This is a genomic window from Rhizobium terrae, assembly GCF_003425685.1.
Taxonomy (GTDB): domain Bacteria; phylum Pseudomonadota; class Alphaproteobacteria; order Rhizobiales; family Rhizobiaceae; genus Neorhizobium; species Neorhizobium terrae.
On record NZ_QJKM01000021.1, the window covers coordinates 53,958 to 80,009 of the forward strand.

Annotated in this window: 31 protein-coding genes; 13 read left to right on the forward strand and 18 right to left on the reverse strand. The window is 63.2% G+C overall.

Features of this window, described 5'->3' with window-relative positions:
- Nucleotides 1–25 precede the first annotated feature (25 nt).
- On the forward strand, nucleotides 26–2,218 hold the full coding sequence (locus DMO26_RS28700; RefSeq protein ID WP_117195743.1) for a putative bifunctional diguanylate cyclase/phosphodiesterase: 2,193 nt from the start codon (nucleotides 26–28) through the stop codon (nucleotides 2,216–2,218).
- Between the two features lie 5 nt (nucleotides 2,219–2,223).
- On the opposite strand, the gene DMO26_RS28705 is transcribed toward DMO26_RS28700, so the two are convergent.
- The 4 genes from DMO26_RS28705 to DMO26_RS28720 are packed head-to-tail and all read right to left on the reverse strand — an operon-like array spanning nucleotide 2,224 to nucleotide 5,061.
- Nucleotides 2,224–2,544: a low molecular weight protein tyrosine phosphatase family protein gene (locus DMO26_RS28705; protein WP_117195744.1), complete on the reverse strand. Its 321-nt coding sequence runs from the start codon at nucleotides 2,542–2,544 to the stop codon at nucleotides 2,224–2,226.
- 55 nt (nucleotides 2,545–2,599) lie between these two features.
- Nucleotides 2,600–3,559: an oxygen-dependent tRNA uridine(34) hydroxylase TrhO gene (trhO, locus tag DMO26_RS28710; RefSeq protein WP_117195745.1), complete on the reverse strand. Its 960-nt coding sequence runs from the start codon at nucleotides 3,557–3,559 to the stop codon at nucleotides 2,600–2,602.
- Between the two features lie 43 nt (nucleotides 3,560–3,602).
- Complete coding sequence (locus DMO26_RS28715; RefSeq protein ID WP_117195746.1) at nucleotides 3,603–4,589, reverse strand: CHAD domain-containing protein; 987 nt, start codon at nucleotides 4,587–4,589, stop codon at nucleotides 3,603–3,605.
- Nucleotides 4,564–5,061, reverse strand: coding sequence for a CYTH domain-containing protein (locus tag DMO26_RS28720; RefSeq protein ID WP_117195747.1), 498 nt, complete (start codon nucleotides 5,059–5,061; stop codon nucleotides 4,564–4,566). Before DMO26_RS28720 ends, DMO26_RS28715 begins: the two co-directional genes overlap by 26 nt.
- 158 nt (nucleotides 5,062–5,219) lie before the next feature.
- Between DMO26_RS28720 and DMO26_RS28725 the strand changes: the two genes are divergently transcribed.
- The 3 genes from DMO26_RS28725 to DMO26_RS28735 all read left to right on the forward strand — a co-directional run bounded on the left by DMO26_RS28725 (nucleotide 5,220) and on the right by DMO26_RS28735 (nucleotide 7,121).
- Nucleotides 5,220–5,858, forward strand: coding sequence for a 2-dehydro-3-deoxy-phosphogluconate aldolase (locus DMO26_RS28725; RefSeq protein WP_117195748.1), 639 nt, complete (start codon nucleotides 5,220–5,222; stop codon nucleotides 5,856–5,858).
- Between the two features lie 39 nt (nucleotides 5,859–5,897).
- On the forward strand, nucleotides 5,898–6,278 hold the full coding sequence (locus DMO26_RS28730) for a GFA family protein (protein ID WP_117195783.1): 381 nt from the start codon (nucleotides 5,898–5,900) through the stop codon (nucleotides 6,276–6,278).
- A gap of 129 nt (nucleotides 6,279–6,407) precedes the next feature.
- Nucleotides 6,408–7,121, forward strand: coding sequence for a tellurite resistance TerB family protein (locus tag DMO26_RS28735; protein WP_117195749.1), 714 nt, complete (start codon nucleotides 6,408–6,410; stop codon nucleotides 7,119–7,121).
- Nucleotides 7,122–7,173: 52 nt separating this feature from the next.
- On the opposite strand, the gene DMO26_RS28740 is transcribed toward DMO26_RS28735, so the two are convergent.
- Entirely contained in the window at nucleotides 7,174–7,671 is a 498-nt protein-coding gene (locus DMO26_RS28740) for a YbjQ family protein (protein WP_117195750.1), read from the reverse strand.
- Between the two features lie 165 nt (nucleotides 7,672–7,836).
- On the opposite strand from DMO26_RS28740, the gene DMO26_RS28745 reads away from it, so the two are divergent.
- Entirely contained in the window at nucleotides 7,837–8,529 is a 693-nt protein-coding gene (locus tag DMO26_RS28745) for a GNAT family N-acetyltransferase (RefSeq protein WP_117195751.1), read from the forward strand.
- Nucleotides 8,526–8,732, forward strand: a complete 207-nt coding sequence (locus tag DMO26_RS28750; RefSeq protein WP_117195752.1) for a hypothetical protein — start codon at nucleotides 8,526–8,528, stop codon at nucleotides 8,730–8,732. The genes DMO26_RS28745 and DMO26_RS28750 overlap by 4 nt, the downstream gene beginning before the upstream one ends.
- A gap of 119 nt (nucleotides 8,733–8,851) precedes the next feature.
- On the opposite strand, the gene DMO26_RS28755 is transcribed toward DMO26_RS28750, so the two are convergent.
- From DMO26_RS28755 to DMO26_RS28765, 3 genes are all read right to left on the reverse strand, one after another.
- Nucleotides 8,852–9,904 carry a nickel/cobalt transporter gene (locus DMO26_RS28755; protein WP_117195753.1) on the reverse strand — a complete coding sequence of 351 codons (1,053 nt, stop codon included), beginning with the start codon at nucleotides 9,902–9,904 and terminating at the stop codon, nucleotides 8,852–8,854.
- Nucleotides 9,898–10,539, reverse strand: a complete 642-nt coding sequence (locus DMO26_RS28760) for a DUF1007 family protein (protein ID WP_117195754.1) — start codon at nucleotides 10,537–10,539, stop codon at nucleotides 9,898–9,900. Before DMO26_RS28760 ends, DMO26_RS28755 begins: the two co-directional genes overlap by 7 nt.
- A gap of 72 nt (nucleotides 10,540–10,611) precedes the next feature.
- Nucleotides 10,612–11,508, reverse strand: a complete 897-nt coding sequence (locus DMO26_RS28765; protein ID WP_117195755.1) for a LysR family transcriptional regulator — start codon at nucleotides 11,506–11,508, stop codon at nucleotides 10,612–10,614.
- Nucleotides 11,509–12,055: 547 nt separating this feature from the next.
- On the opposite strand from DMO26_RS28765, the gene odc2 reads away from it, so the two are divergent.
- The gene (gene odc2, locus DMO26_RS28770) at nucleotides 12,056–13,189 is read left to right on the forward strand and encodes an ornithine/lysine decarboxylase (protein WP_117195756.1); all 1,134 of its coding nucleotides are present in this window, start codon (nucleotides 12,056–12,058) and stop codon (nucleotides 13,187–13,189) included.
- Between the two features lie 109 nt (nucleotides 13,190–13,298).
- Nucleotides 13,299–13,868 carry a GNAT family N-acetyltransferase gene (locus DMO26_RS28775; protein ID WP_117195757.1) on the forward strand — a complete coding sequence of 190 codons (570 nt, stop codon included), beginning with the start codon at nucleotides 13,299–13,301 and terminating at the stop codon, nucleotides 13,866–13,868.
- Nucleotides 13,869–13,952: 84 nt separating this feature from the next.
- On the opposite strand, the gene DMO26_RS28780 is transcribed toward DMO26_RS28775, so the two are convergent.
- Nucleotides 13,953–14,813 carry a hypothetical protein gene (locus DMO26_RS28780; protein WP_117195758.1) on the reverse strand — a complete coding sequence of 287 codons (861 nt, stop codon included), beginning with the start codon at nucleotides 14,811–14,813 and terminating at the stop codon, nucleotides 13,953–13,955.
- A gap of 332 nt (nucleotides 14,814–15,145) precedes the next feature.
- On the opposite strand from DMO26_RS28780, the gene DMO26_RS28785 reads away from it, so the two are divergent.
- A complete protein-coding gene (locus DMO26_RS28785; protein WP_404947095.1) occupies nucleotides 15,146–15,763 on the forward strand; it encodes an OmpW/AlkL family protein in 618 nt (205 codons plus the stop codon).
- A gap of 61 nt (nucleotides 15,764–15,824) precedes the next feature.
- Here the strand turns inward: DMO26_RS28785 and DMO26_RS28790 are convergent, their stop codons facing one another.
- A complete protein-coding gene (locus DMO26_RS28790) occupies nucleotides 15,825–16,043 on the reverse strand; it encodes a tautomerase family protein (protein WP_117195760.1) in 219 nt (72 codons plus the stop codon).
- A 45-nt stretch (nucleotides 16,044–16,088) separates the two neighbouring features.
- A complete protein-coding gene (locus DMO26_RS28795; protein ID WP_117195761.1) occupies nucleotides 16,089–16,829 on the reverse strand; it encodes an SDR family oxidoreductase in 741 nt (246 codons plus the stop codon).
- A gap of 100 nt (nucleotides 16,830–16,929) precedes the next feature.
- On the opposite strand from DMO26_RS28795, the gene DMO26_RS28800 reads away from it, so the two are divergent.
- Entirely contained in the window at nucleotides 16,930–17,823 is an 894-nt protein-coding gene (locus tag DMO26_RS28800; RefSeq protein WP_117195762.1) for a LysR family transcriptional regulator, read from the forward strand.
- A 12-nt stretch (nucleotides 17,824–17,835) separates the two neighbouring features.
- Here DMO26_RS28800 and DMO26_RS28805 read toward each other — a convergent pair whose 3' ends face one another.
- Nucleotides 17,836–18,075 carry a hypothetical protein gene (locus DMO26_RS28805; protein WP_117195763.1) on the reverse strand — a complete coding sequence of 80 codons (240 nt, stop codon included), beginning with the start codon at nucleotides 18,073–18,075 and terminating at the stop codon, nucleotides 17,836–17,838.
- A complete protein-coding gene (locus DMO26_RS28810; RefSeq protein ID WP_117195784.1) occupies nucleotides 18,075–18,335 on the reverse strand; it encodes a hypothetical protein in 261 nt (86 codons plus the stop codon). The genes DMO26_RS28805 and DMO26_RS28810 overlap by 1 nt, the downstream gene beginning before the upstream one ends.
- Nucleotides 18,336–18,543: 208 nt before the next feature.
- Here DMO26_RS28810 and DMO26_RS28815 point away from each other — a divergent pair, with 208 nt between their 5' ends.
- Nucleotides 18,544–19,593 (forward strand): serine hydrolase domain-containing protein, encoded by a 1,050-nt coding sequence (locus DMO26_RS28815; protein ID WP_117195764.1) that lies wholly within the window; start codon nucleotides 18,544–18,546, stop codon nucleotides 19,591–19,593.
- 852 nt (nucleotides 19,594–20,445) lie between these two features.
- On the opposite strand, the gene DMO26_RS28820 is transcribed toward DMO26_RS28815, so the two are convergent.
- The 5 genes from DMO26_RS28820 to DMO26_RS28840 form a co-directional block, all read right to left on the reverse strand.
- Entirely contained in the window at nucleotides 20,446–21,432 is a 987-nt protein-coding gene (locus DMO26_RS28820) for a WD40 repeat domain-containing protein (RefSeq protein WP_117195765.1), read from the reverse strand.
- Nucleotides 21,433–21,551: 119 nt separating this feature from the next.
- Nucleotides 21,552–22,697, reverse strand: a complete 1,146-nt coding sequence (locus DMO26_RS28825; protein WP_117195766.1) for a CobW family GTP-binding protein — start codon at nucleotides 22,695–22,697, stop codon at nucleotides 21,552–21,554.
- A gap of 108 nt (nucleotides 22,698–22,805) precedes the next feature.
- Entirely contained in the window at nucleotides 22,806–23,210 is a 405-nt protein-coding gene (locus DMO26_RS28830) for a type II toxin-antitoxin system VapC family toxin (RefSeq protein ID WP_117195767.1), read from the reverse strand.
- Nucleotides 23,210–23,464, reverse strand: a complete 255-nt coding sequence (locus DMO26_RS28835; protein WP_162895098.1) for a type II toxin-antitoxin system VapB family antitoxin — start codon at nucleotides 23,462–23,464, stop codon at nucleotides 23,210–23,212. Before DMO26_RS28835 ends, DMO26_RS28830 begins: the two co-directional genes overlap by 1 nt.
- Before the next feature lie 52 nt (nucleotides 23,465–23,516).
- Nucleotides 23,517–24,308 (reverse strand): creatininase family protein, encoded by a 792-nt coding sequence (locus tag DMO26_RS28840; protein ID WP_117195768.1) that lies wholly within the window; start codon nucleotides 24,306–24,308, stop codon nucleotides 23,517–23,519.
- An 84-nt stretch (nucleotides 24,309–24,392) separates the two neighbouring features.
- On the opposite strand from DMO26_RS28840, the gene DMO26_RS28845 reads away from it, so the two are divergent.
- Nucleotides 24,393–24,887: a MarR family winged helix-turn-helix transcriptional regulator gene (locus tag DMO26_RS28845; RefSeq protein ID WP_117195769.1), complete on the forward strand. Its 495-nt coding sequence runs from the start codon at nucleotides 24,393–24,395 to the stop codon at nucleotides 24,885–24,887.
- 125 nt (nucleotides 24,888–25,012) lie between these two features.
- Complete coding sequence (locus DMO26_RS28850; RefSeq protein WP_117195770.1) at nucleotides 25,013–26,035, forward strand: LacI family DNA-binding transcriptional regulator; 1,023 nt, start codon at nucleotides 25,013–25,015, stop codon at nucleotides 26,033–26,035.
- The last annotated feature ends 17 nt before the right edge of the window (nucleotides 26,036–26,052 follow it).

A 26,052-nucleotide genomic window follows, 5' to 3' on the forward strand; every position in this document is an offset into this window, starting at 1 on the left:
GATGTAATTCTTCACGAGGTACTCCATGCGGCTTCTTCCGTCCCGCATCCGCCGCTCCGCCACGCTTGGCCGTCGCTCTGCCGTGACGTCGATGCTGCTTGCCTTCGCGATGGTCGTCGTGCTGGTGACCATCTTCATTCTGACGGCTCTCGATCGCATTGCCGAATATGCGAACCGCCTCGATGACGCGCGCTCGCGTGAAACCACCACCGGCTCGCTTCACATGTTCGAGGGGCAACTGCATGCGACGCTGACGGACTATGCCGCCTGGGACGATGCGGCGAGATACGTCTATGCGGGTGATCAGGACTGGATCGTCGACAATTACGGCGAGATGACCGTCAACAGCGATCTCTTCGACACCGCCATCGTCATGGACAGCCGGCAGAACGTATTGATGGCCTACCAGGACGGCGTACCGGTTTCCTGGTCGCCACGGGACTATTTCGACGCCTCGCTTGCGACGCTGTTCGACAAGGCAGGCTCGGCCGGGCCGGACGCGGTGCCGGAGGCGGCCGGCTTCATGAGGACGAAAAGAGGTATCGCGGCTGTCGGCCTCGCCCTGATCCGGCAGAAGTCCGGCGCGCTCGACGTGCCGCGGCCGGACCGGCGTTTCCTGATCTTCGCGCATCATCTCGATGAGGCGAAGGTCCGGAAGCTCGCCCAGACCTATGTGATCGATGGTCTTCGCTTCACCGGGGAAGGCGAGGTGACGGCGAACGCCGTGGATATCCGCAATCTACATGGCAAACTGCTGGGGCGACTCGTCTGGAATTCGCGTCTGCCGGGCAATATGGGATATGCCGAAGTCCGGCCGCTCGTCTATTGCGCGCTTGCGATGGTCGGCCTGTTCTTCCTGCTGCTTTTCGTCAGCGGCAGCAATACGCTCAATCGCCTGAAGGCAGACGAGGCCGCCGCCCGGCACCTCGCCATGAGCGACCGGCTGAGCGGTCTCCTGAACCGGACCGGCTTTTTCGTGGCGCTCGAGGATCTCGTTTCGGAAGGCCGCCGCAGCGGCTCCGACGTGGCATTGCTCTATCTCGATCTCGACGGCTTCAAGGAGGTCAACGACGCCTATGGCCACGGCACCGGCGACAAGCTGATCCGCGGGGTGGCGGCGGGCTTGAAGACGTTGGTCGGCAACGATGCGATCCTGGCGCGTGTCGGCGGCGACGAGTTTGCGATCGCTTTCTTGAGCGCCGAGATCGCCCGGGTGGCCGACGATCTGAACGACCGTATCCTCGGCTTTTTCGACGAGCCGTTCGTGATCGGCGAACGGGTGGCGACGATCGGCACCAGCATCGGCGTGGCGGCGTCGCCGCGCGGCAAGGTGTCGGGCGAAGAGCTGGTGCGCCGCGCCGACATGGCCATGTACCATGCCAAGGAAACCGGCCGCGGCCGGGCCGAATATTACCGGCCGGAAATGGATGCCGAGCGCGAAGAGCGCAACATGCTGGAAATCGACTTGAGGATCGCCATCGAACGGCGCGAACTCGCGGTCGTCTTCCAGCCGGTGATGGATGCCAGGAGTTTTCGTCTGATCGGCGTCGAGGCGCTGTGCCGCTGGAACCGCGCCGGCTACGGTCCTGTGTCGCCGGATATCTTCATCCCGATCGCCGAATCGACCGGTCTCATCGACCAGCTCGGGCTCTTCGTGCTGCACCGGGCCTGCGAGACGATCGCCTCATGGCCGGAGCTGAAACTCGCCGTCAACATTTCGCCCGGCCAGTTCCGCGATCCGGCCTTTGCCGTGCATGTCGGTTCGGTCTTCAGCAAGACGAAAACCGAGCCGGGCCGCGTCACGCTCGAAATGACGGAGGGCTATTTCATCCAGAACGCCGAGCGCGCCCGCGCGGCGCTCGCGAAGCTGAAGCAGCTCGGCGTCAAGATCGCGCTCGACGATTTCGGCGCCGGCTTTTCGAGCGTCGGATATCTGCGCCAGTTCGGTTTCGACCGGATGAAGATCGACAAGTCGCTCGTGCACGCGCTGGACGAGGGCGCCCGCGCCGTCGATCTCCTGCAGGCAACCGTGGCGCTCGCCCGTTCGCTGGACATTCCGGTGACGGCCGAAGGCGTGGAGACCGAGGAACAGGCCATTGCGCTGCGCCTCAGCGGCTGCGACGAATTGCAGGGCTATCTGTTCGGGAGGCCCATGTCGGCGGAAGAGATCGACGCGATCCGCGGCGGCGGCATGCCGTGCGGGGCCAGCGCGGCGTGACAAGATTAGAGATGCTGCGGCACCTTCGTTCTCAGGATTTGAACGAGGCTGGGGTCCATGAAATCGTAATCGTCCGGAATATGGAGGCAGATCAGCCGTTTGCCCTTTATCACCGAACGGTATTTGTTCTGAACCTTCGTGCGGTGCGATCTCTCCATCACGAAGATGATGTCGGCCCATTCTACGAGTTCTTGGCACAACGGATTTTCCGCGTCGTTGTTCGTGCCCGCCGACGACACTTCTATATCGGGCCAGTCTGCGAAAATCTGCTCGGCTGTCGGACTGCGTAGCCTGTTTTGGCTGCACACGAACAGGACGTTTCTCATCTTGCTTTCTGCCGACCCTGGTCGGCCCTTCTGGTCAGGTGTGGCGATTTCGGCTTCACCCGCCGATATGTTTCCCGCCGCGCTTCTTCGCCAGTGCGATCTGGAATTGCCGCTGGCGGTAGCGCAGCCGGTCTTCCTCGGTTCGGGTCGGATAGCAGTTCGAGCAGGAGACGCCTTCCTCGTAATGGGGGGAGGTCACCTCTTCGGCGGTGATCGGGTTGCGGCAGGCGTGGCAGAGCTTGTGGTTGCCTTCCTTCAGGCCGTGCTCCACCGAGACGCGCTCGTCGAACACGAAGCAGGCGCCTTCCCAGAGGCTTTCTTCGGCCGGCACTTCCTCGAGATATTTCAGGATGCCGCCCTTCAGGTGGTAGACCTCGTCGAAACCCTGTTCCTTCATGAAGGCGGTCGCCTTCTCGCAGCGGATGCCGCCGGTGCAGTACATGGCGATCTTAGGCTTGTTGTGCAGGCCGAGATTGTTCCTCACCCAGTCGGGAAACTCGCGGAATGTCCTGGTCTGCGGATCGACCGCGCCCTTGAAGATGCCGATCGCCGTCTCGTAGTCGTTACGGGTGTCGATGACGATCGTCTCCGGATCGGAGATCAGCGCGTTCCAGTCCTTCGGATCGACATAGGTGCCGACGATGCGGTTGGGGTCGATGTCCTCGACGCCCATGGTGACGATTTCCTTCTTCGGGCGCACCTTCATGCGCAGGAAAGGCATTTTCGAAGCGCGGCTTTCCTTGTGCTCCAGCTTGGCGAATTCCGGCTGGGCGCGCAGGTAGGAGAGCAGCCGGGCGATCGCGTCGTCGGAACCCGCGACCGTGCCGTTGATGCCCTCGCGTGCGATGAGCAGCGTGCCCCTGATGCCGTTCTCGTCGCAGAAGGCCTGCAGTGGTTCGCGGAAAGCCTCGAAACGGTCGAAGCGCGCGAAATGGTAGAGCGCGGCAACGAGATAGGGGCCGGCGGCTTCCGGTCGGGATGGGGTCTGGTTTTCGGTCGTAGGGTCGGCGTTCATGGGCGCTGAAATACAGCCAGACGGACGGCGGTGCAACGGATTGCTATCCGATGAGCGCCGTTTCTTTGCCGGGCAGGTCCTGTGCCTTGCGGACCTTTGCCGGTTTTCGCCGCCGGCGCGGCGTGGCGGCCGCCTTTTTCCAGAGAAGTTCGATCAGCGCGCTTTCCGTTTCGGCGCTGTCGGCGAAAACCTCGTGGGCCTTTTCGAGCGCCTCGTGCCGCAACGCCTGCTGGCGGGTGATGATCGCGCCCAGGATGAGCGCCAGCGTATCACCGTCGCCGAAAAGCTCCGGATTTTCGTTGACAAGACCGGTCAGCACCGAGAGATCGTGCTCGTGGCCCAGGAGATCGACGAGGTCCTTCGCCTGCTTCTGCTTGGCGAGCATGGCGGAGGGCCAGATCTCGCCGAGCAGCGAAAGGTGCATCCAGTAGGTCTGCCCGCATTTGCGCAGTTCGTGGTAGACCTCGGCATCGGCGTGCTCTTCGCAGCCGCCAAGAGCGCCCAGCGCCTTCCGCCGCTGTTTCTTCCAGGCCTTGGCAAGCCGGCGGGCGCTCTTTTTGGGATCGTCATCGAGCTCGAGTTCCTCGATCGCGGCGATCGCCTCGCGGCAGGTATCGGCCGCCGCCGCCATCTTCGCCGCCAGGTCGTGTTCCTCGGAGGCGATCCGGTCGCGTCGCTCGGTCAGTGCTTTCGAGGCGACGGTGAGGGCGGAAAATTCTTCCGGCGAACCCGCATGGCCGGCGAGATAATCGACGGTCTCGACGAGCGCCGTCGCATCGCGCACCGCCGACAGCGTTTGCGCCATGTCGCGGATGCGGGCGTTCTCCCGGGCGCGGAATTCCGCGGCATCCGGCTGGATCAGCCTATAGAGGGCGCGTACCCTCTTGAAGCGCTTTCGCGCCGCGTGCACCGCTTCGTGCGGCCCGTCCGGCTGTTCCTCAAGAAGGCGGATTGCATGGGCAAGCTGGCTCTCGGCGACCGAGCGGAACTCGGCCGTGAAGGGTTTAGCGGGCCGCAGACGATAGGCCATTGACCAGTTCCCCGCTCATATCCTCGGTTGCCATCACCACGTTCGAGTAACGCCGGTCGCCGGTGATCTCCCGGCCGATCCAATCCGGCAGTTCCGGTTCCGCCGCCTCGTCCTCGATTTCCACCTCGGCCACGACGAGACCCGCATAGGCGCCGCCGTAGACGTCGACCTCCCAAATATACCCCTTGTGGTCGATCCTGTAGCGTGTCTTTTCGAGAACGACGCCGAGCGCGCTTTCAACCAATTCCTTTGCGTCCGCCAGCGGGATTTCGTATTCGAACTCGTCCCTGGCGACGAGGTTGCGGCCGATCTTGATCGTCAGCCTGGCGCGCTCGCCGTCCATGATCCGGACGCGCACGGATCGGTCGTCGTCGGAGGCGATATAGGCCTGCAGGAAAGCGGAGGACGACGTCACCTCCGATCGCCAGCCTTCGCCGACCACCTTGAATTTGCGCTCGATTTCCTTGGCCATGCATCCGCCCGTGTTAGTCTCACGCCCGGCGCAACCCTAAAGCAAAGGTGCGATCTGGAAAACCCGTTTGAGGGTTTCGGCCTGTTTTTTCTCGACAACGACAGGTCCGCGCGGTATCTCCAGCCGAGATTTCAATCGTTTTAGCGGAGATGTGCGCCATGGCCGGGAAGACCGAAAAGCTGCTTGCCATCCTGAAACTGCAGCCGGTGGTGCCGGTGCTGATCGTCGACGACGCCAAATCGGCCGTGGGGCTTGCAAAGGCGCTGGTCGCCGGCGGCCTGAAGGCGATCGAGATCACCATGCGCACGCCGGCCGCGCTCGATGCGGTAAAGGCGGTGGCTGAGGAGGTGGAAGGCGCCAATGTCGGCGCCGGCACGATCCTCAACGGCAGGGATTGGGATGCCGCCGTCAAGGCCGGCTCCACCTTTATCGTTTCCCCGGGCGTCACGCCGGGCGTGCTTGCGGCCGCCAAGGATTCGCCGGTGCCGCTGCTTCCCGGCGCCGCGACGTCGAGCGAGGTCATGACGCTGCGCGAGGCCGGGTATGATGTCCTGAAGTTCTTCCCCGCCGAACAAGCCGGCGGCGCCGCCTATCTCAAGGCGCTTTCCTCGCCGCTCGCCGGGACGCTGTTCTGCCCGACCGGCGGCATTTCGCTGAAGAATGCCAACGACTACCTGTCGCTGCCGAACGTCGTCTGCGTCGGCGGTTCCTGGGTGGCGCCAAAGGATCTCGTTGCCGCAGGCGACTGGGCGGGCATTACCAGGCTTGCCTCGGAAGCCGCGGCGCTGAAAGCCTGAACAGGCCCGGAGCAGGTGGTGCCGCGGGAGGAGCAGATCATGCACAAGGGTTCATGCCTCTGCGATGCGGTAACCTTCGAGATCGAAGGTGAACTGGCTGCACCGGATGCCTGCCATTGTTCCAGGTGCCGGAAACATTCCGGCCATTATTTCGCCTCGACCGACGTGCCGCGTGACCGGCTGACGATCCATGGCACGGAAAATCTCGGCTGGTATCAGTCCTCCGAGAAGGTGCGGCGCGGCTTCTGCACCACCTGCGGCTCATCGCTCTTCTGGGACCCGCCGCACCGGGACTGGATCGCCGTCGCCATGGGGGCGTTCGATACGCCGACGGAAACGCGCCTGAAGACGCATATCTTCGTGGCCGACAAGGGCGATTATTACGACATCGCCGATGGCCTGCCGCAGAACCGGCAATGACGCTGCCGGGCCGGCGCCATTCACAGGCGTCATTGTCGGGGCGGGTCGGCCCACCCACCTGCGAACCGTCTTTGTAATTTCACAATCGCATTCCTATCTTCCTCACGAAACGCAACAGGGAGACATGCGATGTTCGACGCGAAGAAACTTCTCGACCAGTTCCTCGGATCTCAGATCCCGGGACTGTCGGGAACGGTAAGGGGCCGGGCGGAGCAGGCGGGCCAGCTTGCCAAGGACAATCCGCTCGCCACCGGTGCGATCGTCGCAGCGCTTCTCGGCACCAAGACCGGCCGCCAGCTCGCCGGCAATGTGGCGACGGTCGGCGGCATCGCGGCGATCGCCGGCCTCGGTTATCTCGCCTACAAGAACTACAGGTCCGGCCAGTCGCCCGAGGCGGCGCCGCAGCCGGCCCCGCAGGCCGGGACACCGCTGCTTGCGCCGCCTGCCGATTCGCCCTTTCATCCGCAATCCGCGCAGCTTTCCAACGACTTCGCGCTGACGCTGATCCGGGCGATGATCGCCGCCGCCAAGGCCGACGGTCATATCGACGCCTCCGAACGCGCCAACATCATGGACAAGGTGCATGCCGTCGACCTGGGCTCGGAGGCGGAAGCCTTCATCGAAAACGAACTCGCCAATCCGGTGGATATCGACGACCTCGTCGCGGCTGCCCGCACCGAGGAGCAGAAGGTCGAGCTTTATGCGGCGACCCGCCTGACGATCGATCCGGACACGCGCGCCGAACGCGGTTATCTCGATCTGCTCGCGGGCCGGCTCGGCCTTGCCGATGCGCTGATCGACCATATCGACGCGACGGTCTCGGCGGCGAAGGTGAAGGTCTGAGCCGCCGGATAGCTCTTCTTCCGACCGAGGTTGGGAACGGCGTGGGCGGCTTTCACTTCGCCAGCTTCACCGCCGTCCCCGTTGCCGCGACGAACAGTATGCCGCCCGAACCGGCGGTTGACAGTTCGCTGAAATCGAACCTGACGCCGATGACGGCGTCGGCGCCGAGCTTCACGGCGGCGAGGCGAAGTTCAGCCATGCAGGCGGTCCTCGCCTCCCGCACGGCGGTCTGCACGGTCTTGCTGCGGCCGCCGAAGAAATCGCGGAAATTGTTGGCGATGTCCTTGAAGATGTTGAGGCCGACGGCCGTCTCGGCCCCGACGATATCGATGATGCCGTCGATCTGACGGTTCGGGATTTCGCTCGTGGTGGTGACGATGAGCGCAAGGACGGCGGGATCATTCAGTTCTTCCGGGGTGGGGACCGTTTCGATCTCCTTGATCGCCGAGGCGACTCGGCCGGACTCCGCCTGTGCGCGGCAGTCCTGGCATTGACCGCCGCGAAGATCGAGAAAACTGACGTCTCGGCCGCATGATGCGCAGGCTGGCATGGCTCGCTCCGGCATTCTCGACAAAGGAAGCAGACTGGCAGGCTGCTGTCCGCGTAAAAAACACACATGCAGGAACACGATGGATGCGCGATCCTTGCGTCGTTCTCGCCCGTTGCCTTTCGTTTTTCCCTGGCCTAAGCCAATGGGCTCGAAACAGAGGCTCCCATGCGCGATCTCAAGAATTACAAAGTTGCCGCTCCCGGTCCCGTCACCCTGAAGGGCCGCCTTCTCACCCTCGAGACCTATGATCGCGAAAGGCATCTCGCCGGTCTCTGGGAGGCGCTCGGCGGTGCGGACGGGATCAACGACCTCCTCAAATATTTTCCGAACGAGGATTATGCGTCGGCGGAGGACCTCGACCGCTGGCTGCAATCCGTTCGCCCGAGCGGCTTCGTGACGCTGATCGCCATCGAGAACGCCACCGGCAAGATCGTCGGCATGGCGAGCTTCATGCGCCCCGACCCCAAGAACGGCGTCGTCGAGGTTGGTTCCGTCGCGCATGGGCCGGCGATGAAGCGGTCGCCGATGTCGACCGAACTGCATTACCTGATGGCCAGGCACGTCTTCGAGGACCTCGGCTATCGCCGCTACGAGTGGAAGTGCCATAACGAAAACGAGCCGAGCAAGGTGACCGCGCTGCGCTACGGCTTCACCTTCGAAGGCGTTTTCCGCCAGCACGTGATTTCGCGCGGTGCCAATCGCGACACGGCGTGGTTCTCGATGATCGACGGCGAATGGCCGCTCCTGAAAGCCGCCTTCGAGGCTTGGCTCGCACCGGAGAATTTCGATGCCGAGGGCAGGCAGAAACGGCGGCTGGAAGACATTCGGGCCGGGCTCGCAAAGGAGAAGACCGCATGACGCCCGAAGCAAGATCCCAGGCGACGGCTGCAGCGATCATCCTGATCGTGGCCGGGCTCGTCGTCTATTTCCTGCCGACCATCGTGCTCGGCATTGGCCGGTTTTCGCCGGTCCTAGGCTTCATCGTCGGCGCTCTTCTGCTGCTCGGTTTCTTCCTCGTCTTCTGGCTTCGGGCGCGCTACCAGCGAAACCGCGACCGCTGAACCTCTTCGAAGCCCCGACGCTCGCCATGCTCAGGCGGCAGGATGCGGACGCTCTCGATTGCCTACCGGCTCGGCACCGAGTCTGGTTTGGGCTGTCCTGCGCCGATACCCTATCTCCGTCAGTTCTGAAGGGTGGCGCCCAGAAGCGTCAATCCAACCAGCAGCACGAAGAGCGCACCGCCGATCTCGATCGCGTGGCCGATCCGTCCTGCCGTCCGCGAACCGGGTCCGGCAAGTCTGAGCGCCACATCCTTGGCGCCGACGGCCAGGGTGGCGAGGATGGCGACGGTGATCGCCGTGCCGACCGACATGGCAAGCACCGAAAGCACGCCGCCGAGATAGAGGCTGTTGAGCAGCGCAAAACTCATCACCAGGATCGCGCCGGAGCAGGGCCGCAGGCCGACCGCGATGATCGCCGACCAGGCTTCCCGCAGGCTGAAATTTTTGGCGCGCAGCAGGTTAGGGTCAGGCATATGGCTTACGCCGCAGGTCTCGCAATATTCGCTCTCGCCCTTGTGGGCGTGGTCGTCGATCCCGACGGCCTGGAAGTTGAAGCCGGTCGAGGCGCGACCGGCGGCCGGCGCGCTGAAAAGCATCGCGGTCGCGGGTGCCGCTTCCGGCACGCGGACGATGCGCAGCCTGAGCGCGCTGATTTTCTTGACGAGCAGCCAGGCGCCGAACAACGCCACCAGCGCAAAACTCGCGATCTCCATCGCCTGGGTGGCGGCGGTCATGGTGATGCCGGAGCCGCGCAGCACGACATAGGCCGCACCCACGAGCATGATCGCTATCACGCCCTGCAGCAGGGCGGAGGCGAAGGAAATGCCGATGCCGCGCTTGAGTTGCACCTCGTTGGCGATCATGTAGGAGGAGATCACCGCCTTGCCGTGGCCCGGGCCGGCGGCATGGAAGACGCCGTAGGCGAAGGAAAGTCCGATCAGGCCGGACAGCGCGTAAGGGTCTTCGCGCATGGCCCGCAGCGAACCCGTCAGTGCGCGATAGAAGGACTGCTGGTAGGTGTTGATCCAGGCGAAGAAGGGGCCGAACGGCCCGCCGGCCGAGAAGGAGGGTTCGGCCGAACCGACGCCGAGCGGCGATTGCGCATGGGCGATGCCGGCGACGGCGAAGGCGGCCAGAACGGCAAGGGCGAGCCCGTGGCGTTTTGTCAGCATGTCAGTTCCAGTCGGGTGGCAAAGAGTTTCGTCATGTCGGTGCCGGTCGGATCGTTGAAGAAGGCATCCGTCAGCGTGGCGTTGTTTTGCGAAATGACCTCGTCGGGATCCGGCCGCACGACCTTGTGCTGGCAATGGGCGAAACCCGCCCCCTTGGCCGACAGGTCGCCATCGGTCGGGAAGTCGATCGAGGTGTACATGGTCGGGTCGTAGATGCCGAAGGTCATGCGGCCCTTGAGCGGTACCAGCTTTTCGGGCTTCACCGAGAAGATCACCAGAAGCTGGTTGTCCTGCAGCGTCACGTGGATGACGTCCGGCTTCGTCACGCCGATCGTCGCGCCGTTCAGGGTGATCGTCGTGAAGTAGTGGTAGTCGCCGAGCGACTTGCGCATCACCTCGCCGAGTTCGGCAAGCTCCTTCTGGTCGAGCTTCAGATCGGTGTTCTTGTCGAAATCGAGCAGTACGCTGGACGAAAAGACCTCGTCGAACCGCCAGACGTTGTGGAGTTCGGCGATGTTGCCGTCATTGCCCGCCACCACCTCCAGCCGCGCTTCCGCGAAGATATGCGGGTGGGCGAGGGCGGGGGCCGGCAGCGTGGCAAACAGAGCGGCCAGGGCCGTGCGAAGATGTCTCATGAATGACCGCCGTTCCGCTTTCGATTTTCCCGGATCTGATGCCGCGTAAATGAGACGGAATTTCGACCCGGGTCAATGCGGCTGGCGGCGGAACCAGGCGGAAAGGAAATCGACGAAGCTTCTCACCTTGGCCGGCAGGTAGCGGCGATGCGGATAGACCGCGTAGATGCCGCGGTCCTTGGCGATATAGTCGTCGAACAGGGTGACGAGTTCGCCCGACTGGATCGAACTGTTGGCGATGAAGTCGGGAATGATCGCCACGCCCAGGCCGGCGCGGGCGGCACGCAGCGTCGCCTGGGGACTGTTGATCTCGATCGGGCCGCTGACGGCGACGGAGATCGTCGAGCCGTCCTTGTCGGTGAAGCGCACGTTGTTGTGCCAGCGGGAGTTGGTGTCGATGATGAAGGGGACGCGGTTCAGGCCCTGCGGGTGTTCGAGCGGCCCGTATTGGGCAACGAAATCGGCGGTCGCCACCGCATAGACCCGGAAGTCGGAGAGCTTTCGGGCGATGAGGCCGGAGTCTTCGAGCTTGGTGATTCGGATCGCAAGGTCGAAATTCTCCTCGATCAGATCGACGAAGCGGTCTTCCGCGACGATTTCCAGCGAGACCTCCGGATGGCCCTTGGCGAAGTCGATCAGCGACTGGCCGACCTCCGCATCGACGAAGGTGCGCGGCACGGAAACGCGCAGCCGCCCCTTGAGGTCGGCGTTGTTCTCACGCACCAGATCCGCGAGGTTGTCGATCTCCTTGAGGATATCGGCGGCGGTGCGATAATAGGTATGGCCCGCCTCGGTCATCGAGAACTGGCGGGTGGTGCGATTGAGCAGCAGCGCGCCGAGATCGTCCTCCAGTTCGCGCACGTATTTCGACAGCAGCGCCTTCGATCGTCCGGTCCGTCTCGCGGCGGCGGAAAAGCCTTCCGCTTCAACCACATCGATGAAGGCGCGCATGCGCGTCAGAGTATCCAAATGTCACCCCATTGGTTTGGCGAAATCCTAGGTGGGTGCTCATCATCCATTGTGCAATGCGAATTTTCGATGAAGGCCAAAAAATCTCTTGATTATGACGGCGAATATTCTTATCTCCCGGGCTGCCCAAAGTCGCACGTGCCTGTGGGTGTCCGCCGACCCTCGAACTGAGAACAATCTCTAAGGTGAGGTCATCGGTAAGGTACCTGGAACTAACCGCTCCAGTCGCTATTCCGGCCAACCGGGAAATGCGAGGACATCTTGAAGCAACGACGGTGCGGGCCTTTCTGGTCTCTGCAGGCTTTCCATCAGCCTGCAATACTGAAGAGGCACACCATCATTGCCGGAAGTGCGGCGGGGTTTCCCCTCCAATCCAAGGCAGACAAAGCCGGATCAATGCTCGTGGCAGGGCGTTGGTCTACATGCCGCGCGGTAGAGCGTGTCCAGGGTACCAGTGTCTCCACCAACTGGGCCTGTCGCATTCTCGTCCGCCCTTTGTCCTCCGGTCTCAAAAGCCGGAGCTTTGAGATTTTGAAGGGACTGACCAATGACCACTGCTCGTATCCTCGACTTCATCAAGACCCGCCGTCCGGAAGGTCCGTGCCTGGTTGTTGATCTCGATGTCGTGCGCGACAATTTCACCGCTTTCCGCCATGCGCTGCCGGACAGCGCCATCTACTACGCGGTCAAGGCCAACCCGGAACCGGCAATCCTGAAGCTCCTCGCTTCCATGGGTTCCAACTTCGATTGCGCCTCCGTGGCCGAAATCCAGATGGCGCTCGATGCCGGTGCTACCGCCGACCGTATCTCCTTCGGCAACACGATCAAGAAGGAGCGCGACATCGCCCGCGCCTTCGCGCTCGGCGTCGGCCTCTATGCCGTCGATAGCCATGAGGAAGTCGAGAAGATTTCCCGCGCAGCCCCCGGCGCAAAGGTGTTCTGCCGCGTGCTGACCGATGGCGAAGGCGCCGAATGGCCGCTGTCGCGCAAGTTCGGCTGCGTCCCGCAGATGGCCGTCGACGTGCTCGTCTACGCCCACCAGATGGGTCTCGAATCCTACGGTGTGTCCTTCCATGTCGGCTCGCAGATGACCAAGGTCGATGCTTGGGATTCGGCTCTCGCCGATGCCAAGCGCGTCTTCGCCTCGCTCGCAAAGCAGGGCATCGTTCTGCAGATGGTCAACATGGGCGGCGGTTTCCCGACCAAGTACCTGCGCGACGTGCCGTCTGCCGAAGCCTATGGCAAGGCGATCTTCGCTTCGCTGCGCAAGCATTTCGGCAACAACCTGCCGAAGACGATCATCGAGCCGGGTCGCGGCATGGTCGGCAATGCGGGCGTCATCAAGGCTGAAGTCGTCCTCGTGTCGAAGAAGTCGGACAACGACAACCATCGCTGGGTCTTCCTCGACATCGGCAAGTTCGGCGGTCTCGCCGAAACCATGGACGAGGCGATCCGCTACCCGATCCGCACCGAGCGCGATCAGGACGAGATGGAGCCCTGCGTTCTGGCCGGTCCGACCTGCGATTCCGCGGACGTGCTGTACGAGAAGAACATGTATCCGCTGCCGATCTCTCTGACGATCGGCGACGAGGTTCTGATCGAAGGCACCGGCGCCTACACGACGACCTACTCGGCCGTCGCCTTCAACGGCTTCGAGCCCCTGAAGGCCTACGTCATTTAAGGGGCGGATTTCCGCTCCCTAACTCCGCCGGCCCCGTAACCAGCCGGGGCGGCAAATTCACAATTCTCCGTAGTACCGCCTTGAACGGTTTTGGGTTCGGGAGGCCACAGTGGCCACTGTTCTTGATTCTGTCCGCGCTCTTTTTGCGCCGAACAACACTTTCACCATCGATGCCGAGACGCCGGCCGACGTCGTCGCGCGCGAAAACCTGCTCGACCGCGCCATGGGTCCGGACCGCCGCAAGAAGTCGTCGGAGAAGATCCGCCGCGGCCGCGTGCCGGCGGACGGGCTGGCGATCGTCGCCCGCGATTCGGCAGGCCACGTGATCGGCACGGTGCGACTGTGGAACGTCGAAGCCGGCATCGGTCCCGACGGCGCGCCGGTCGAGGCGCTGCTGCTCGGCCCGCTGGCCGTCGATTCGGCGCATGAAGGTCGCGGCATCGGCGGTGCGCTGATGCGTGCGGCAGTTGCCGAAGCCCACAAGCGCGGCCATGGCGCCATCCTGCTCGTCGGCGACGCGGCCTATTACGAGCGGTTCGGCTTCTTTGCCGACAAGACCCGGCATCTCGTCATGCCCGGCCCGTTCCAGCGTTCACGTTTCCTGGCGCTGGAACTGAAGGCCGGCTGGCTGGAAGGTGCCGCGGGCATGATCGTCGCGAGCGGGCGCAAGCTCGCCTGAGGCGTCGACATGCCTTGCCCGGAGAATGGGGCAGGCGCGCGCGGGCCTTGCGTCCCGACGTGAAGCCTGCCCCTCCCGGGCTCGTCAGAACCGCTTTTCGTTTTCCGAAGCGAGCTTTTCGAGAGCCTTCGAATCGGGCTCATATCGGCCGCTTACCTTGTTCCAGCGGTAGGTGACGGTGATGGTCCGGTCGCGCCGGGCGGCCGTCCTTTCGCTGCATCGCTCCCTGACCGGCTCGTCGCGCAAGAGGACATCGACCCGGATGGCTGCCATCGGGACCGAGCCTTCCTTCCTCACCGAGATGCGCGGTTCCTGGGTGCGGCGCAGACCGCAGAACGTCTCCGAAAAGGTCATCACGTCATCGATGGTCCGCAGACCGCCGGGTCCGGCGAGTACCAGCGTCAGGTCGCCGTAGGCCTGCTGTGAGTTCCAATGGCCGTTGCTCACGACGATCAATTGCGACTGCGGGTCAAGCGGCTGCATGGCGTCCCGCGGAAACCCCGTGTCCCGGTCGAACCCGACATTCAGCACATCGCGCAGTCGGGGAGCCGTGTCGATGCTGCCGGCGGCGGAATAGAGGGCGAGCAGGGCAGGGGCTGCCGGATCGCCGTTCGAAATACCGAAATCGAAAAGAACGATGAAGCGGGACGGTCCGGCGGAAGCAAGGTCGATGACTTCGACATGCTCGATGACGAACCCGTCCGGCCAGTCCGTATCGAGATCGAGCTTCCGGGCGACCGCCTCGTCGAGCGTGTCGCCTCGCCATGCCGCTCCCTCTGCCCTGGCAAGATCCGGGACGATCTGCCGCGCGAGGTCCAGATAGGTCACGGTCGCCGCGCCCGGCACCCGCGCCTTGAGGTCGGTCCGCACGGGCTCGCCAGCGGCCGCGGCAAACGGGGCGAGAAGAAGCAGGAGCCGGAGGACGAAACGGAAACACAGGCGCATGGGGATAACTTCAAGATGACGTTCCCGGCAAACCTATGCCGAATCGTCCGGACTGCAAACGGTGCACGGCCACGAAGGCCATATCGGGATGATGCCACCCCAAGGTCCGCCCGGTCCCGTCGGAGAAAAAACCGCCCCTGCGACATATTCGCCGCTCCGGTCTGCAACACGGCCGGCGATTGATCCTGATCAATCCCCTGTCCCGACGGCAGGTCTAACCCACTCCCTGCAAGATCAATGCGCAATCAAGGAGAGGTCACATGAACACGGGCGGCGTACGGCATTTGAGATGGATCGCAGGCGCGGGCGCGGCTTTTTTCGCATTCGGAGCAATGGCGGCGGATCTCACTCAGGCTCCCGTTGCTCCGGTGGCAGAAGAAACGATGACCACCCGGAGCCCGTGGCAGATCCGCGTACGCGGTTTGGGCGTCATCACTGAGGACCGCGGCTCGGTCAACGGCGTTCCAGGCTCGGATCTTTCCTATTCCGACTCGGTGATCCCCGAGCTCGATATCAGCTACTTCTTCACCGACAATATCGCCGCCGAACTCATCCTCGGCACGACCTACGCCAATATCAAGGAAGACGGCGCCGTCGGCGTGCCGGTCGGGCGGGCCTGGCTGCTGCCGCCGACCTTGACGCTGCAGTACCATTTCACGGATTTCGGCGCCTTCAAGCCCTATGTCGGTGCGGGCGTCAACTATTCGCTGTTCTACAACCAGTCAGAAAAGGCCGGTTTCCATAACCTCGACGTCGAGAACAATTTCGGCGCCGCGCTGCAGGTCGGTTTCGACTACATGATCGACCAGCACTGGGGCGTGAACTTCGACGTGAAGAAAATCTTCCTCGAAACCGACTGGAAGGCGGATCACGACGTGCTCGGCCCGCTCAGCGGCAAGGCGAAGATCAATCCCTGGCTGGTCGGGGCAGGGGTGACCTACCGGTTCTAAGAAACAGAAAACAATACGGTGGGGGTGGGGCCGGTGCGAGGGATCGCACCGGCCCTGTTTTTCATGCGCTGTCCTTCGCCCTGTATTCGTGCGGCAGGATGAAGATCTCGTCGGCGCGGCCGTAACCGCCGTCCTTCACTTCCTCGATCAGCACCATGGTGTGCGGTCGCGCGGCCTCGGAAAAATACTCGACGAGCATGTCCGTCGTGCGGTGCATGATCTCTTCCTTCTGGGCGCGGGAGAGGGCGCCTTCGGGCGTCTTGATGTTGACGAATGGCATGGGTTTCTCCTCGGTTTGCTTGAGGCGGAGGGGCTTGGGGCGGGATCAGATCATGCCGCCATTGGCGCGCAGCACCTGACCGTTCACCCAGCCGCCCTCCGGACCGGCGAGGAAGGCGACGACCGAGGCGATGTCGTCCGGCTGGCCGAGGCGTGCGAGGGGGATGGTGCCGACGATGCGCTGGACGAGTTCGTCCGACTTGCCGTTCATGAACATGTCGGTTTCGACCGGTCCGGGCGCGACGGCATTGACGGTGATGCCGCGCCTGCCGAGCTCCTTCGAGGCGACGTGCGTCATGGCCTCGACCGCGGCCTTGCTGGCGGCGTAGGCGCCATAGGCCGGTCCGTAGACGCCGACGACGCTGGACGAGAAGTTGATGATCCGGCCGCCGTCGCGCATCCGTCTGCCCGCTTCGCGGATGCCGCGGAAGGTGCCGGCGAGGTTGATCGCCATATGCCGCTCGAAGGCCGCATCGTCGGTTTCCGAAAGCGGCGCGAGCTTCATGATCCCGGCATTGTTGACGAGAATATCGATGCCGCCGAAGGCTCTTTCCGCCGCGTCGAACAGATCGGTCATGGCGGCCGGGCCGCCGATGTCGGCCTGCACGGCGATCGCCCTGCCGCCGGCGGCTTCGATCTCCGCGACCGCCTCGTCGGCGGCGCCACGGCTCGACGCATAATTCACGACGACGGCAATGCCATCCTTGGCAAGACGCAGCGCAATCGCCCTGCCGATACCTTTCGATGCGCCGGTGACGATCGCGACGCGCTGTCCGTTGGTGCTCATGGTTTGTCTCCTTGTTGGCGCAGGAGAGATATTGCTGGCACCACCGGGGAACAATTGCCTCTCGATTGACATGAGAATTCGGCTGTGGTGAACAGCGGGGATGGACCGGCTCAACCGCATGCAGCTTTTCACCCGGATCGTCGAGCGAGGCAGCTTTGCCGCCGCCGCGTCCGACCTCGGTCTTGCGCGGTCGACCGTCACCGAGGCAATCAAGCAGCTGGAAGACGACATCGGCGTTCGGCTTCTGGAACGGACGACGCGGCACGTGACGCCGACGCTCGACGGCCGCGCCTTCTACGAGCGCTGCCTGGCGATCCTTGCGGAGGTCGACGAAGCGGAGAACATCTTTCGCGATGCGCAGCCGCGGGGATTGCTGAGGGTGGATGCGCACGGGTTCCTCACCCGCACCTTCCTGCTGCCGCGGCTTGACGAATTCCTCGACCGCTACCCCCTGCTCGACCTGCAGATCGGCCAGGGCGACCGGCTGGTGGATCTCGTCCGCGAGGGCGTGGACTGCGTCATCCGCGCCGGCGAGATTGCCGATAGCGGATTGATCATGCGCCGGCTCGGCGTGATCGCCGAAATCACCTGCGCCAGCCCCGCCTACATCGAAAAACACGGGCTGCCTCAGTCGCCGGACGATCTCGACGGGCATGTGGTGGTCGGCTTCATCTCGTCGCGCACCGGCCATGTCATGCCGCTCGAATTCATGGTGGGCGACGAGGTCAGACATGTCACCCTGCCGAGCCGGCTGACCGTCAACAACTCCGATACGATGGTCGATCTGGCGCGGCGCGGCTACGGCCTCATGCAGGCGCCGCGCTACCGGCTGCAGCAGGATATCGACGACGGCGTGCTGGTCGAGGTGCTTTCCTCTTTCCCGCCGCCTCCGACGCTGCTTTCGGCGCTCTATCCGCAGAACCGCCAGCTTTCTCCGCGCGTGCGCGCCTTCATCGACTGGGTCGTCAAGGTGTTCGCCGAGGCCGGCCTTTGATCGCAAGTCCCGTCATGGCCGATAGATCGCCTGCAGCCTGGCAAGATCGGCGATCTTGATCTCGACGGGGTCCATCGCATCGCGCGAGGGCTTGAACCAGGCGGAGGCTTCCTGCACCCGGCTGCCATGCGGCTCCGGATAGGCGCCGAGGCCGAGAACCCATTGGCGCACGATTTCCCGTTCCATGCGCCCGGCGGCATAACGGTCGTGGATCGTCCTTGCGGAGGTGACGAGGTCTTCGACCTTCTTCATCAATGCACCGCGGGATCGGGTTCGCCGAAGAACGAGCGGATGCCGTCGCGCTCGACCGTCGCGAGGAATTCGTCGAAGGCATCGCGATCGGTGGCGAACGGCTCGTCCCAGGAGGTGACGTCGTCTTCCTCGGTGATCACCTCGAGCGTCCAATCGCCCTGGGTGCCGGCCGGGCGGAAGATATCGACCAGGACGGTAATGCCGTCATGCGTGAATTCGCCCGCGAGTTCGGAATGTTCGGTTTTGGGTGCCTTGGCCATGTTTCGTCCGATCGTATGAAGCGCGTGCCGTTCCATACATCGCCTGCCTGACTGATTCCAACAAGGGCAGTCGGTATCCCCGATGCAGGATCCCGCCGCTTCTTCGACCGGGAGATCCCGGCGTTTCGCCCTCACATTCCGTCACCTTGGTGTGAGGCGAGCATTCCTCCGGTATCCATCGGCCGCGGCCTGCCTTAATTTGCCGCGCATGTTGACGCGCCGCACCACCCTCTTCTGCCTCCCGCTGGTTCTCGGCCCGGCCCGCAGCCTTGCGCAGCAGTCGGTACCGCGATTGCCTTCGGGGCAACTGCCCGTGCCGCAGCCGCCATCGACGATCGAGACCGTGCTCGCGGCAGCGGCAGGGCTGGAACCGCTGAAGGCCGTGCTCGTTTCGCGTGATGGCCGGATGACGGCCGAACGGGCATTCCACGGCCATTCGCTGAATGCCTCGACCAACATCAAATCGGCTTCGAAATCGATCATTTCCTGCCTCGTCGGCATCGCCATCGACCGCAAGCTGCTCGAAGGGCCGGACCAGAAGATCGCGCCGATCCTGAAAGCCGATCTGCCCGCCGATCCCGATCCGCGCGTCCATGAGATCACCGTCGGCAACCTGCTTTCCATGCAGGCGGGACTGTCGCGCATGTCGGGGCCGAACTACGGCCGCTGGGTGGCGAGCCGCAACTGGGTGCGGTTTGCGCTTTCCGAACCCTTCGACGGCGAACCGGGCGGGGCGATGCTCTATTCGACCGCGTCGACGCATCTCCTCTCGGCGATCCTCGCAAAGGTCGGGGGGAAATCGACGCTGGCGCTTGCCCGCGAATGGCTGGCGCCGGTGACGGATTTCCGCATCGGTTCCTGGGAGCGCGATCCGCAGGGCATTTATCTCGGCGGCAACCAGATGGCGATGACCGCCCGTTCGCTGCTGGCCTTCGGCGAACTTTACCGCAATGGGGGAAGGACGCCGGAGGGCCGGCAGGTGGTGTCTCAGGATTGGATCGAGCAGTCCTGGACGCCGCGCACCAATTCCCGCTTTTCCGGCGACGGATACGGTTACGGCTGGTTCCTGCGCCGGATCGGCGGCGAGGATGTGAAGTTCGGCTGGGGTTACGGCGGGCAGATGCTTTATATCGTGCCGTCTCTCAAGCTCACCGTCGTCATGACCTCCGACGAAAGCGGGCCTTCCGCCCGCAACGGCTACCGCGACGACCTGCATTCGCTGCTCGGGGAGATCATCGCCCGGATCCGTTCAATTTGATAACCGCGATGCAAGAAACCCGCGGCGAGAACATGGAGAAGGCGTGAAAGCGGGGATGCCACGGCGACCCTCAGGCGAATTATCCGTGATATTACAATGGTGCCGCCCTGAAAATAGTCCTCTTTCGTCCCCGGCTTTTGGATGGCCTGCATAATGGCGAGGTCATCGGGCAGGGAGCCGGGTCGCGAACCGGTCTTCTCCACGGGAAGCAATCCGGCGTCCGGTGATGGTCGTTCAAGGAGGGGCCGCGCCGTCAGGGCGCCAACCGCCGGAAGACCCCGGTGTCGTAATTTGGACCCTCCGGCACCGGGTCTTCAGGAAACGCCGAGGCGATCGGGCAGGCAGAATGCCTGACAATCCCATACCCGATACCAACTGCCTGCCCATCCCTATGGATCAGGCCGTGGCGGAGTTTCCTCCGCTGCGGACTTCCGTGCTGCTCGACGTTTGCGAAAACCGCGGGCGGCGGACCGCGTTTCGAGACCCATTGCCCCGAAACAGAAAAGATCACTGCGGACAAATTTCTGAAAATCCGAACCGTTATGCCTAACCGTTCATCATGACTTCAATATATTAGATATTAATAATGTACTGGCGGCGGTTTGGATGGTAGAACATCCCTCGCAGGTAACCTCAGTCAAGACCCTGAAAAACAAGAGAATTCGCGGCGTCCGCCAGATTGGCGAGGCGTGCGGCCGAATTCTTGCAGGCGAAAACGGCGGCAGTTCCGCTCTACAGACTTCCTCTCGGGAAACGGCGTCGGCGTCTCTTCGACCGAAGAGCCGTCGCTGGCGTTCGCGAGGCGGGCGGGGGCCGGTGTGGGGCCTCCGCCCGCTCTGAAAAGGATATGGTTCAGGCGGAGATGTCGACGACGCCGCAATCGCCCGCTTCAGAGGAAAAGGCGAGCAGCCTGCCGTTCGAACTCCAGCTCAATCCGGTGATCGCGCCCTTGCCGGGTCGGCGCAGCAGCGCTTCCTTGCTGTCGGCGAGCCTGACGCCGAGGATCATGCCGTCGACGAAGCCGATCGCCAGCACCTCTTCGGCCGGATGGAAGGCCACCTGGGTGACCATGATGTTGGCGCGGGTGCCGAGTTCGAGCGGCGCCTTGCCCATCGGCCCGTCCTTCGACGAGAACGGCCAGACGATCGCCGCCGGGGCGCCGGAGGAGGCGAGCCACTTGCCCTTCGGCGACCAGGAGAGCGATTTCACCTTGGCCGGATAACCGGTCATCCGCATGTGACGGTTCTCGCCCGGCTTGCCGTCCAGCTTCCAGCCGTGCAGCGCGTTTTCCTGCATGGTGGTGACGAGGAAACGGCCGTCCGGCGAGAAGGTGACGCCGGTATGGGCACCCTTCCATTCCAGATCGACCGGATCGCCGGAGGTCGCCACCCAGTGCAGCGTGACGCCGTTATACCGTGCGGCGGCGATGCGGAGCCCCTTGTTGGCAAAGGCAAGGCCCTCGACGCTGCGCTCTTCGGTGAATTCCTTCAGCGAGCCGTCGTTCAATTTGACGAAGCTCGACTTGCCATGCGCATAGGCGACCGCCTTCTGCGGCCCGCCGGCGACGACGTTGATCCACTTGCGCGGCGCCTCGGCGATCAGACTTGCGGTGCCATCGGGGGCGATGCGAAACACCTTGCCGTCTTCGCCGCCCGTCAGCAGCGTGCTGCTGAACGGATCGCGGATGCAGGTGAGCAGGCCCTGGTGGGCCTCGGTGACCTTTTCGCCGCCATCCAGCCGATGGATAGTGCCGGCGGCATTGGCGAAGAAGGGAATGTCCCCGAGGAAATGGGCCGCGACGACGTGGCCTTCGAGATCAAGCGGTGCGACTGTCGGCATCAGGCGATATTATCCCTCGGCATGATTTTTGTCCGAGAAGCGCTTTACACGGTTTTGGCGCCATGCGTTCTTCTTTTCGCGCATGGCGCCATCTGAAAACCGTTCCGTATCTTGCGGCATTACGCGGCCGTCGCAGGTGCTGCCTGACAAGCCAGAAAACTCTTTTCGATCTTGTCGAAATCGAGTTCGCGGCCGATGAAGACGAGGCGGCTTTCGCGTTTCTCGCCGTCCTTCCACGGACGCTGGTGATCGCCTTCGACGATCATGTGGACGCCTTGCACGACATACCGTTCCTCGTCGCCCTTGAAGGCGATGATGCCCTTCAGGCGCAGGATGTTCGGGCCTTCCGTCTGGGTGATCTTCTGGATCCAGGGGAAGAAGCGCTCCGGGTTCATCTCGCCGCCGCGCAGGGAGATCGACTTCACCGTCACGTCATGGATCGGCGACATTTCTCCGTGATGGTGATGGTGGTGCGAATGATCGTGCCCGTGATCGTGGTGATCATGGTCATGATGATGATGGTCTTGATCATGATGGTGGTGATGGCCGTGGTCGTGGTCGCAATCCGGGCCGCAGACGTGGTCCTCATGGCCGTGGTCGAGGAAATGCGGATCGTTTTCCAGCGCCCGCTCCAGATTGAAGGCGCCCTGGTCCAGCACGCGGGCGAGATCGACGCCGGAACGGCTCGTCTTGTAGACGCGGGCGGTCGGGTTAATGGCGCGCACCACATCCTCGATCACGGTCAGTTCTTCGGGGCTCACGAGGTCTGTCTTGTTGATGACGACGACGTCGGCGAAGGCGATCTGGTCTTCGGCCTCGCGGCTGTCCTTGAGGCGCAACGGCAGGTGCTTGGCGTCGACGAGGGCGACGACCGCATCGAGCTCGGTCTTGGCGCGGACGTCGTCGTCCATGAAGAAGGTCTGGGCGACCGGCACCGGATCGGCAAGGCCGGTGGTCTCGACGATGATGCCGTCGAAACGGCCGGGGCGGCGCATCAGGCCCTCGACGACGCGGATCAGGTCGCCGCGCACCGTGCAGCAGACGCAGCCGTTGTTCATTTCGTAGATTTCCTCGTCCGACTCGACGATCAGGTCGTTGTCGATGCCGATCTCGCCGAATTCGTTGACGATGACCGCGTATTTCTTGCCGTGGCTCTCGGACAGGATGCGGTTCAGAAGCGTCGTCTTGCCGGCGCCGAGATAACCGGTCAGCACGGTAACGGGAACGGGCTTGGCGGTGACTGTTTCGGCGGTTTTTTCGGCCATGGGGAAACCTCGAGGATATTGGAAAGCGTCCGGCGGGCGCGGGATTGTCGGTTTCATATAAGGGCAAGCCGGGACGAGTTCAAAGGGTTTTGACGTTATAAAATCACGTCAGGGGACTGCGTCGATATCCGTGTCGCGCAGAAGCTGGTCCAACGTCAGCAGAGGTTGGCCCGCCACCTTGGCATAGGCATAATGGAAGCAGTCGAAATTGCTGAGATAGCGCCGCCCGATGCCATGTTTTTCGGCGACAGCGACGGCGTAGTTCAAGGCTGTTCGTGGCGAGCCGCATTCGCGGATATCGATGCCGCGGGCATCCAGCCATTCGATGACCGCGCCTTCTGCCTCGCTGTAACGGCAGTCCAGCTGATCGGGACGTGAGAGAACGATGATCGCTTCCCAAGCGGCCAGTGGCGATGTGAACGGAGACTTTGCATCGACGAGGGCCTGCCCATAGGCGGCAGCGGTCTCTTCCCCGGCCATCATTGACACGATTGCACAGGCATCTACAAACATCAGTCGTCGTCGCCGAAATTGTGATCCAGATCATGATAGGCGCCGGCCGGAAGCGATCTGCGATCCGGTTTGAAGGCGAGGCCGCGTTTTGCCAGAATGCGCTGTGCTGTTTCGCGCGGTGTTTCCTGGCGGACACGGTTATCGATCGTCTCTCTCAACGCGGAAATGACTGCCTCGGTAATCGTCGTGCCGTCGATGCGTGCAAGTTCGCGGGCAAGTGCATCGGCCTCCTCATTTCGGATATTGAGCGTCATCGGCGTCGCCTCGATTGGTGTAGCCCATTCTACAAAATTGTGTAGTTTTTTACTACTGGAATGCTTCGACGTCGAACTTGGCCACATCCTCCAGCAGTTCGACAAGGCCTCGGACCGCGTGCGTCACAAGCTGCTCTCCCCGCTCGGCCGTTGCCGCGGCTGCATTCCCGGCAACGCCTTTTTCGTTCAGGTCCGACATCTTCCAGCCGAAGGCATGCGGGCCGTAGGCCCGCAGGTGCTTGAAATCCCGGGCGAAATCCGACTGGCGGGAGGAGAAGTTTTCCGCCTTTGCCATATCCACCTTCTCCGGCCAGAGCGCCAGCATGACCGACGTTTCGATGTCGCCGCCATGGATATCGGTCGCCTTGTCCTCCGGCGCGATCCAGCCTTCCGGCTGGCCGAAGCGGGTCCAGCTGGTCGCCACCACGAGCATGCCGAACCGCACGCGGGCCTCGGTCGCCACGATCGTCAGCAGCGGCGAATTGCCGCCATGGGCGTTGAGCAGGACGAGTTTGCGGATGCCCTGCGCGTTCAGGTCTCCCGCGATGCCGAGCCAGCGGTTCACCGCCTCGTCGAAGGCGAGCGTGCGGGTGCCGGCAACGTCCATGTGCTCGATCGAGTAGCCGACCGGTTCCACGGGGAGAAACGTCACGGACAGATCGCGGGGCAGGGCGGGAATCAGTCGCGCGACGAGACCTGCCGCAATCAGCGTGTCCGTCTCGAAGGGGAGATGCGGTCCGTGCTGCTCATGGGCCCCCAGCGGCAGAACGGCGATCGGGTTTTGCCTTTCTGTGGATGCAATCGTCGTAACATTGTCATGATCATGCGGCGAAGGATGCTGCATCTGGCGGTCAATTCCCGGTTTCGATATGGATAACCCGGTACCAGATATAGCGGCTACTTCTTTAGGGCAAAACGGGCAGGACGAATGAGCAAGAAGAAGGGCGACAAAAAAGCCAAATCAGGCAAGAAGAAGGATCTGGAGGGCCTGTCGGCCGCCGATCTCGCGCCGGCGATCACGCAAGCCGCCCGTTCGATGCGCACACTTCTTAGCCGAAGCCTCGGCGAGACCGGGCTTTATGCGGGCCAGGACGGCGTCATTCTGATGCTGGCGGAAGAGGATGGCCTGACGCCCGGGCAACTGGCGCTGAGGCTCGGCGTCAAGGCGCCGACCATGACCCGCACCATCGGCCGCATGGAGGCCCAGGGTTTTCTCGAACGGCGCGCCGACGGCATGGACGGGCGTCTTACAAAGGTCCACCTGACGGAGACCGGCCTGCAGAGCGTCGAGCAGATCGGCCGCTCGGTTGCCGATTGCGGTTCGCTCGCCGCCAAAGGCCTGTCCGACAAGGAGGTACGCACACTTTTGAAGCTGCTCAGGACGATCGAGCACAATCTTCAGCCGGCCCTCACGGAAGACTGAATCCCTTCGCTGGGATCGACCTGCCCGGAAATCTCCTGTCACAGGATTGTCGCACGGAATTAAATTGTTTATTTAAAATTTAATTCGGCATCGAGAAACGATGCCTGCCGTTGCGAGTGGGGGAAATGGCACAGAAGGTCAAGTTGTCGACGATCGCCGAGAGTCTCGGCCTTTCCACCGCCACCATCTCACTTGCGCTCCGCGACAGCCCGCTGGTGGCGGCCGATACGCGGGAGAAGATCAAGGAACAGGCCCGCGCGCTCGGTTATATCTACAACCGCCGCGCCGCCAGCCTGCGCACCTCCCGTTCCGGCATCATCGGCGTCGTGGTCCACGATATCATGAACCCGTTCTACGGGGAAATCCTCAAGGCGATCGAAAGCGAGCTCGACCGCAGCCGGCATACGTTCATCCTCTCCAATCATTACGACTCCGTCGAAAAGCAGCGGACCTTCATCGAGACCCTGCTGCAGCTCGGCGGCGACGGCGTCATCATGTCGCCGGCGATCGGCACGCCGATCGAGGACGTGAGGCTGGCGGAGGAAAACGGCATGCCGGCGATCCTCGTCGCCCGTTCGATGGAAGGGGTCGACCTGCCCACCTATCGCGGCGACGACAGCTACGGCATCTCGCTCGCCACCAATCACCTGATCGGGCTCGGGCACCGGGTGATCGCCATGATCGGCGGCACGGACCAGACATCGACCGGACGCGACCGCTACCAGGGTTATGTCAACGCCCTGCGCAAGGCCGGCATCGAAGTGGATTCGAACCTGCGCATTCCCGGGCCGCGCTCCAAGCAGGGCGGTTTCGAGGCGGCGGTGCATTTCCTTTCCCTGCCGCAGAAGCCGACGGCGGCGGTGTGCTGGAACGACCTGGTCGCGATCGGCCTGATGAACGGCATCGCCCGCGCCGGGCTGATGCCGGGCGTCGATATTTCGGTCACCGGCTACGACGACCTGGAGGAGGCCTCCATCGCCACGCCTGCCCTGACGACCGTCTGGAACGGCCAGACCGAAGTCGGACGGCTCGCCGCCCGGGCGCTGCTCGATCGCCTTGCCGGCAGCCATGAACCGGACGGTATCCACCTGATCAAGCCGGAGATGCGGATCCGCCAGTCGACCGGGATTTTCCGGCCAAGGGTTTGAAGACCCCTCATCCGCCT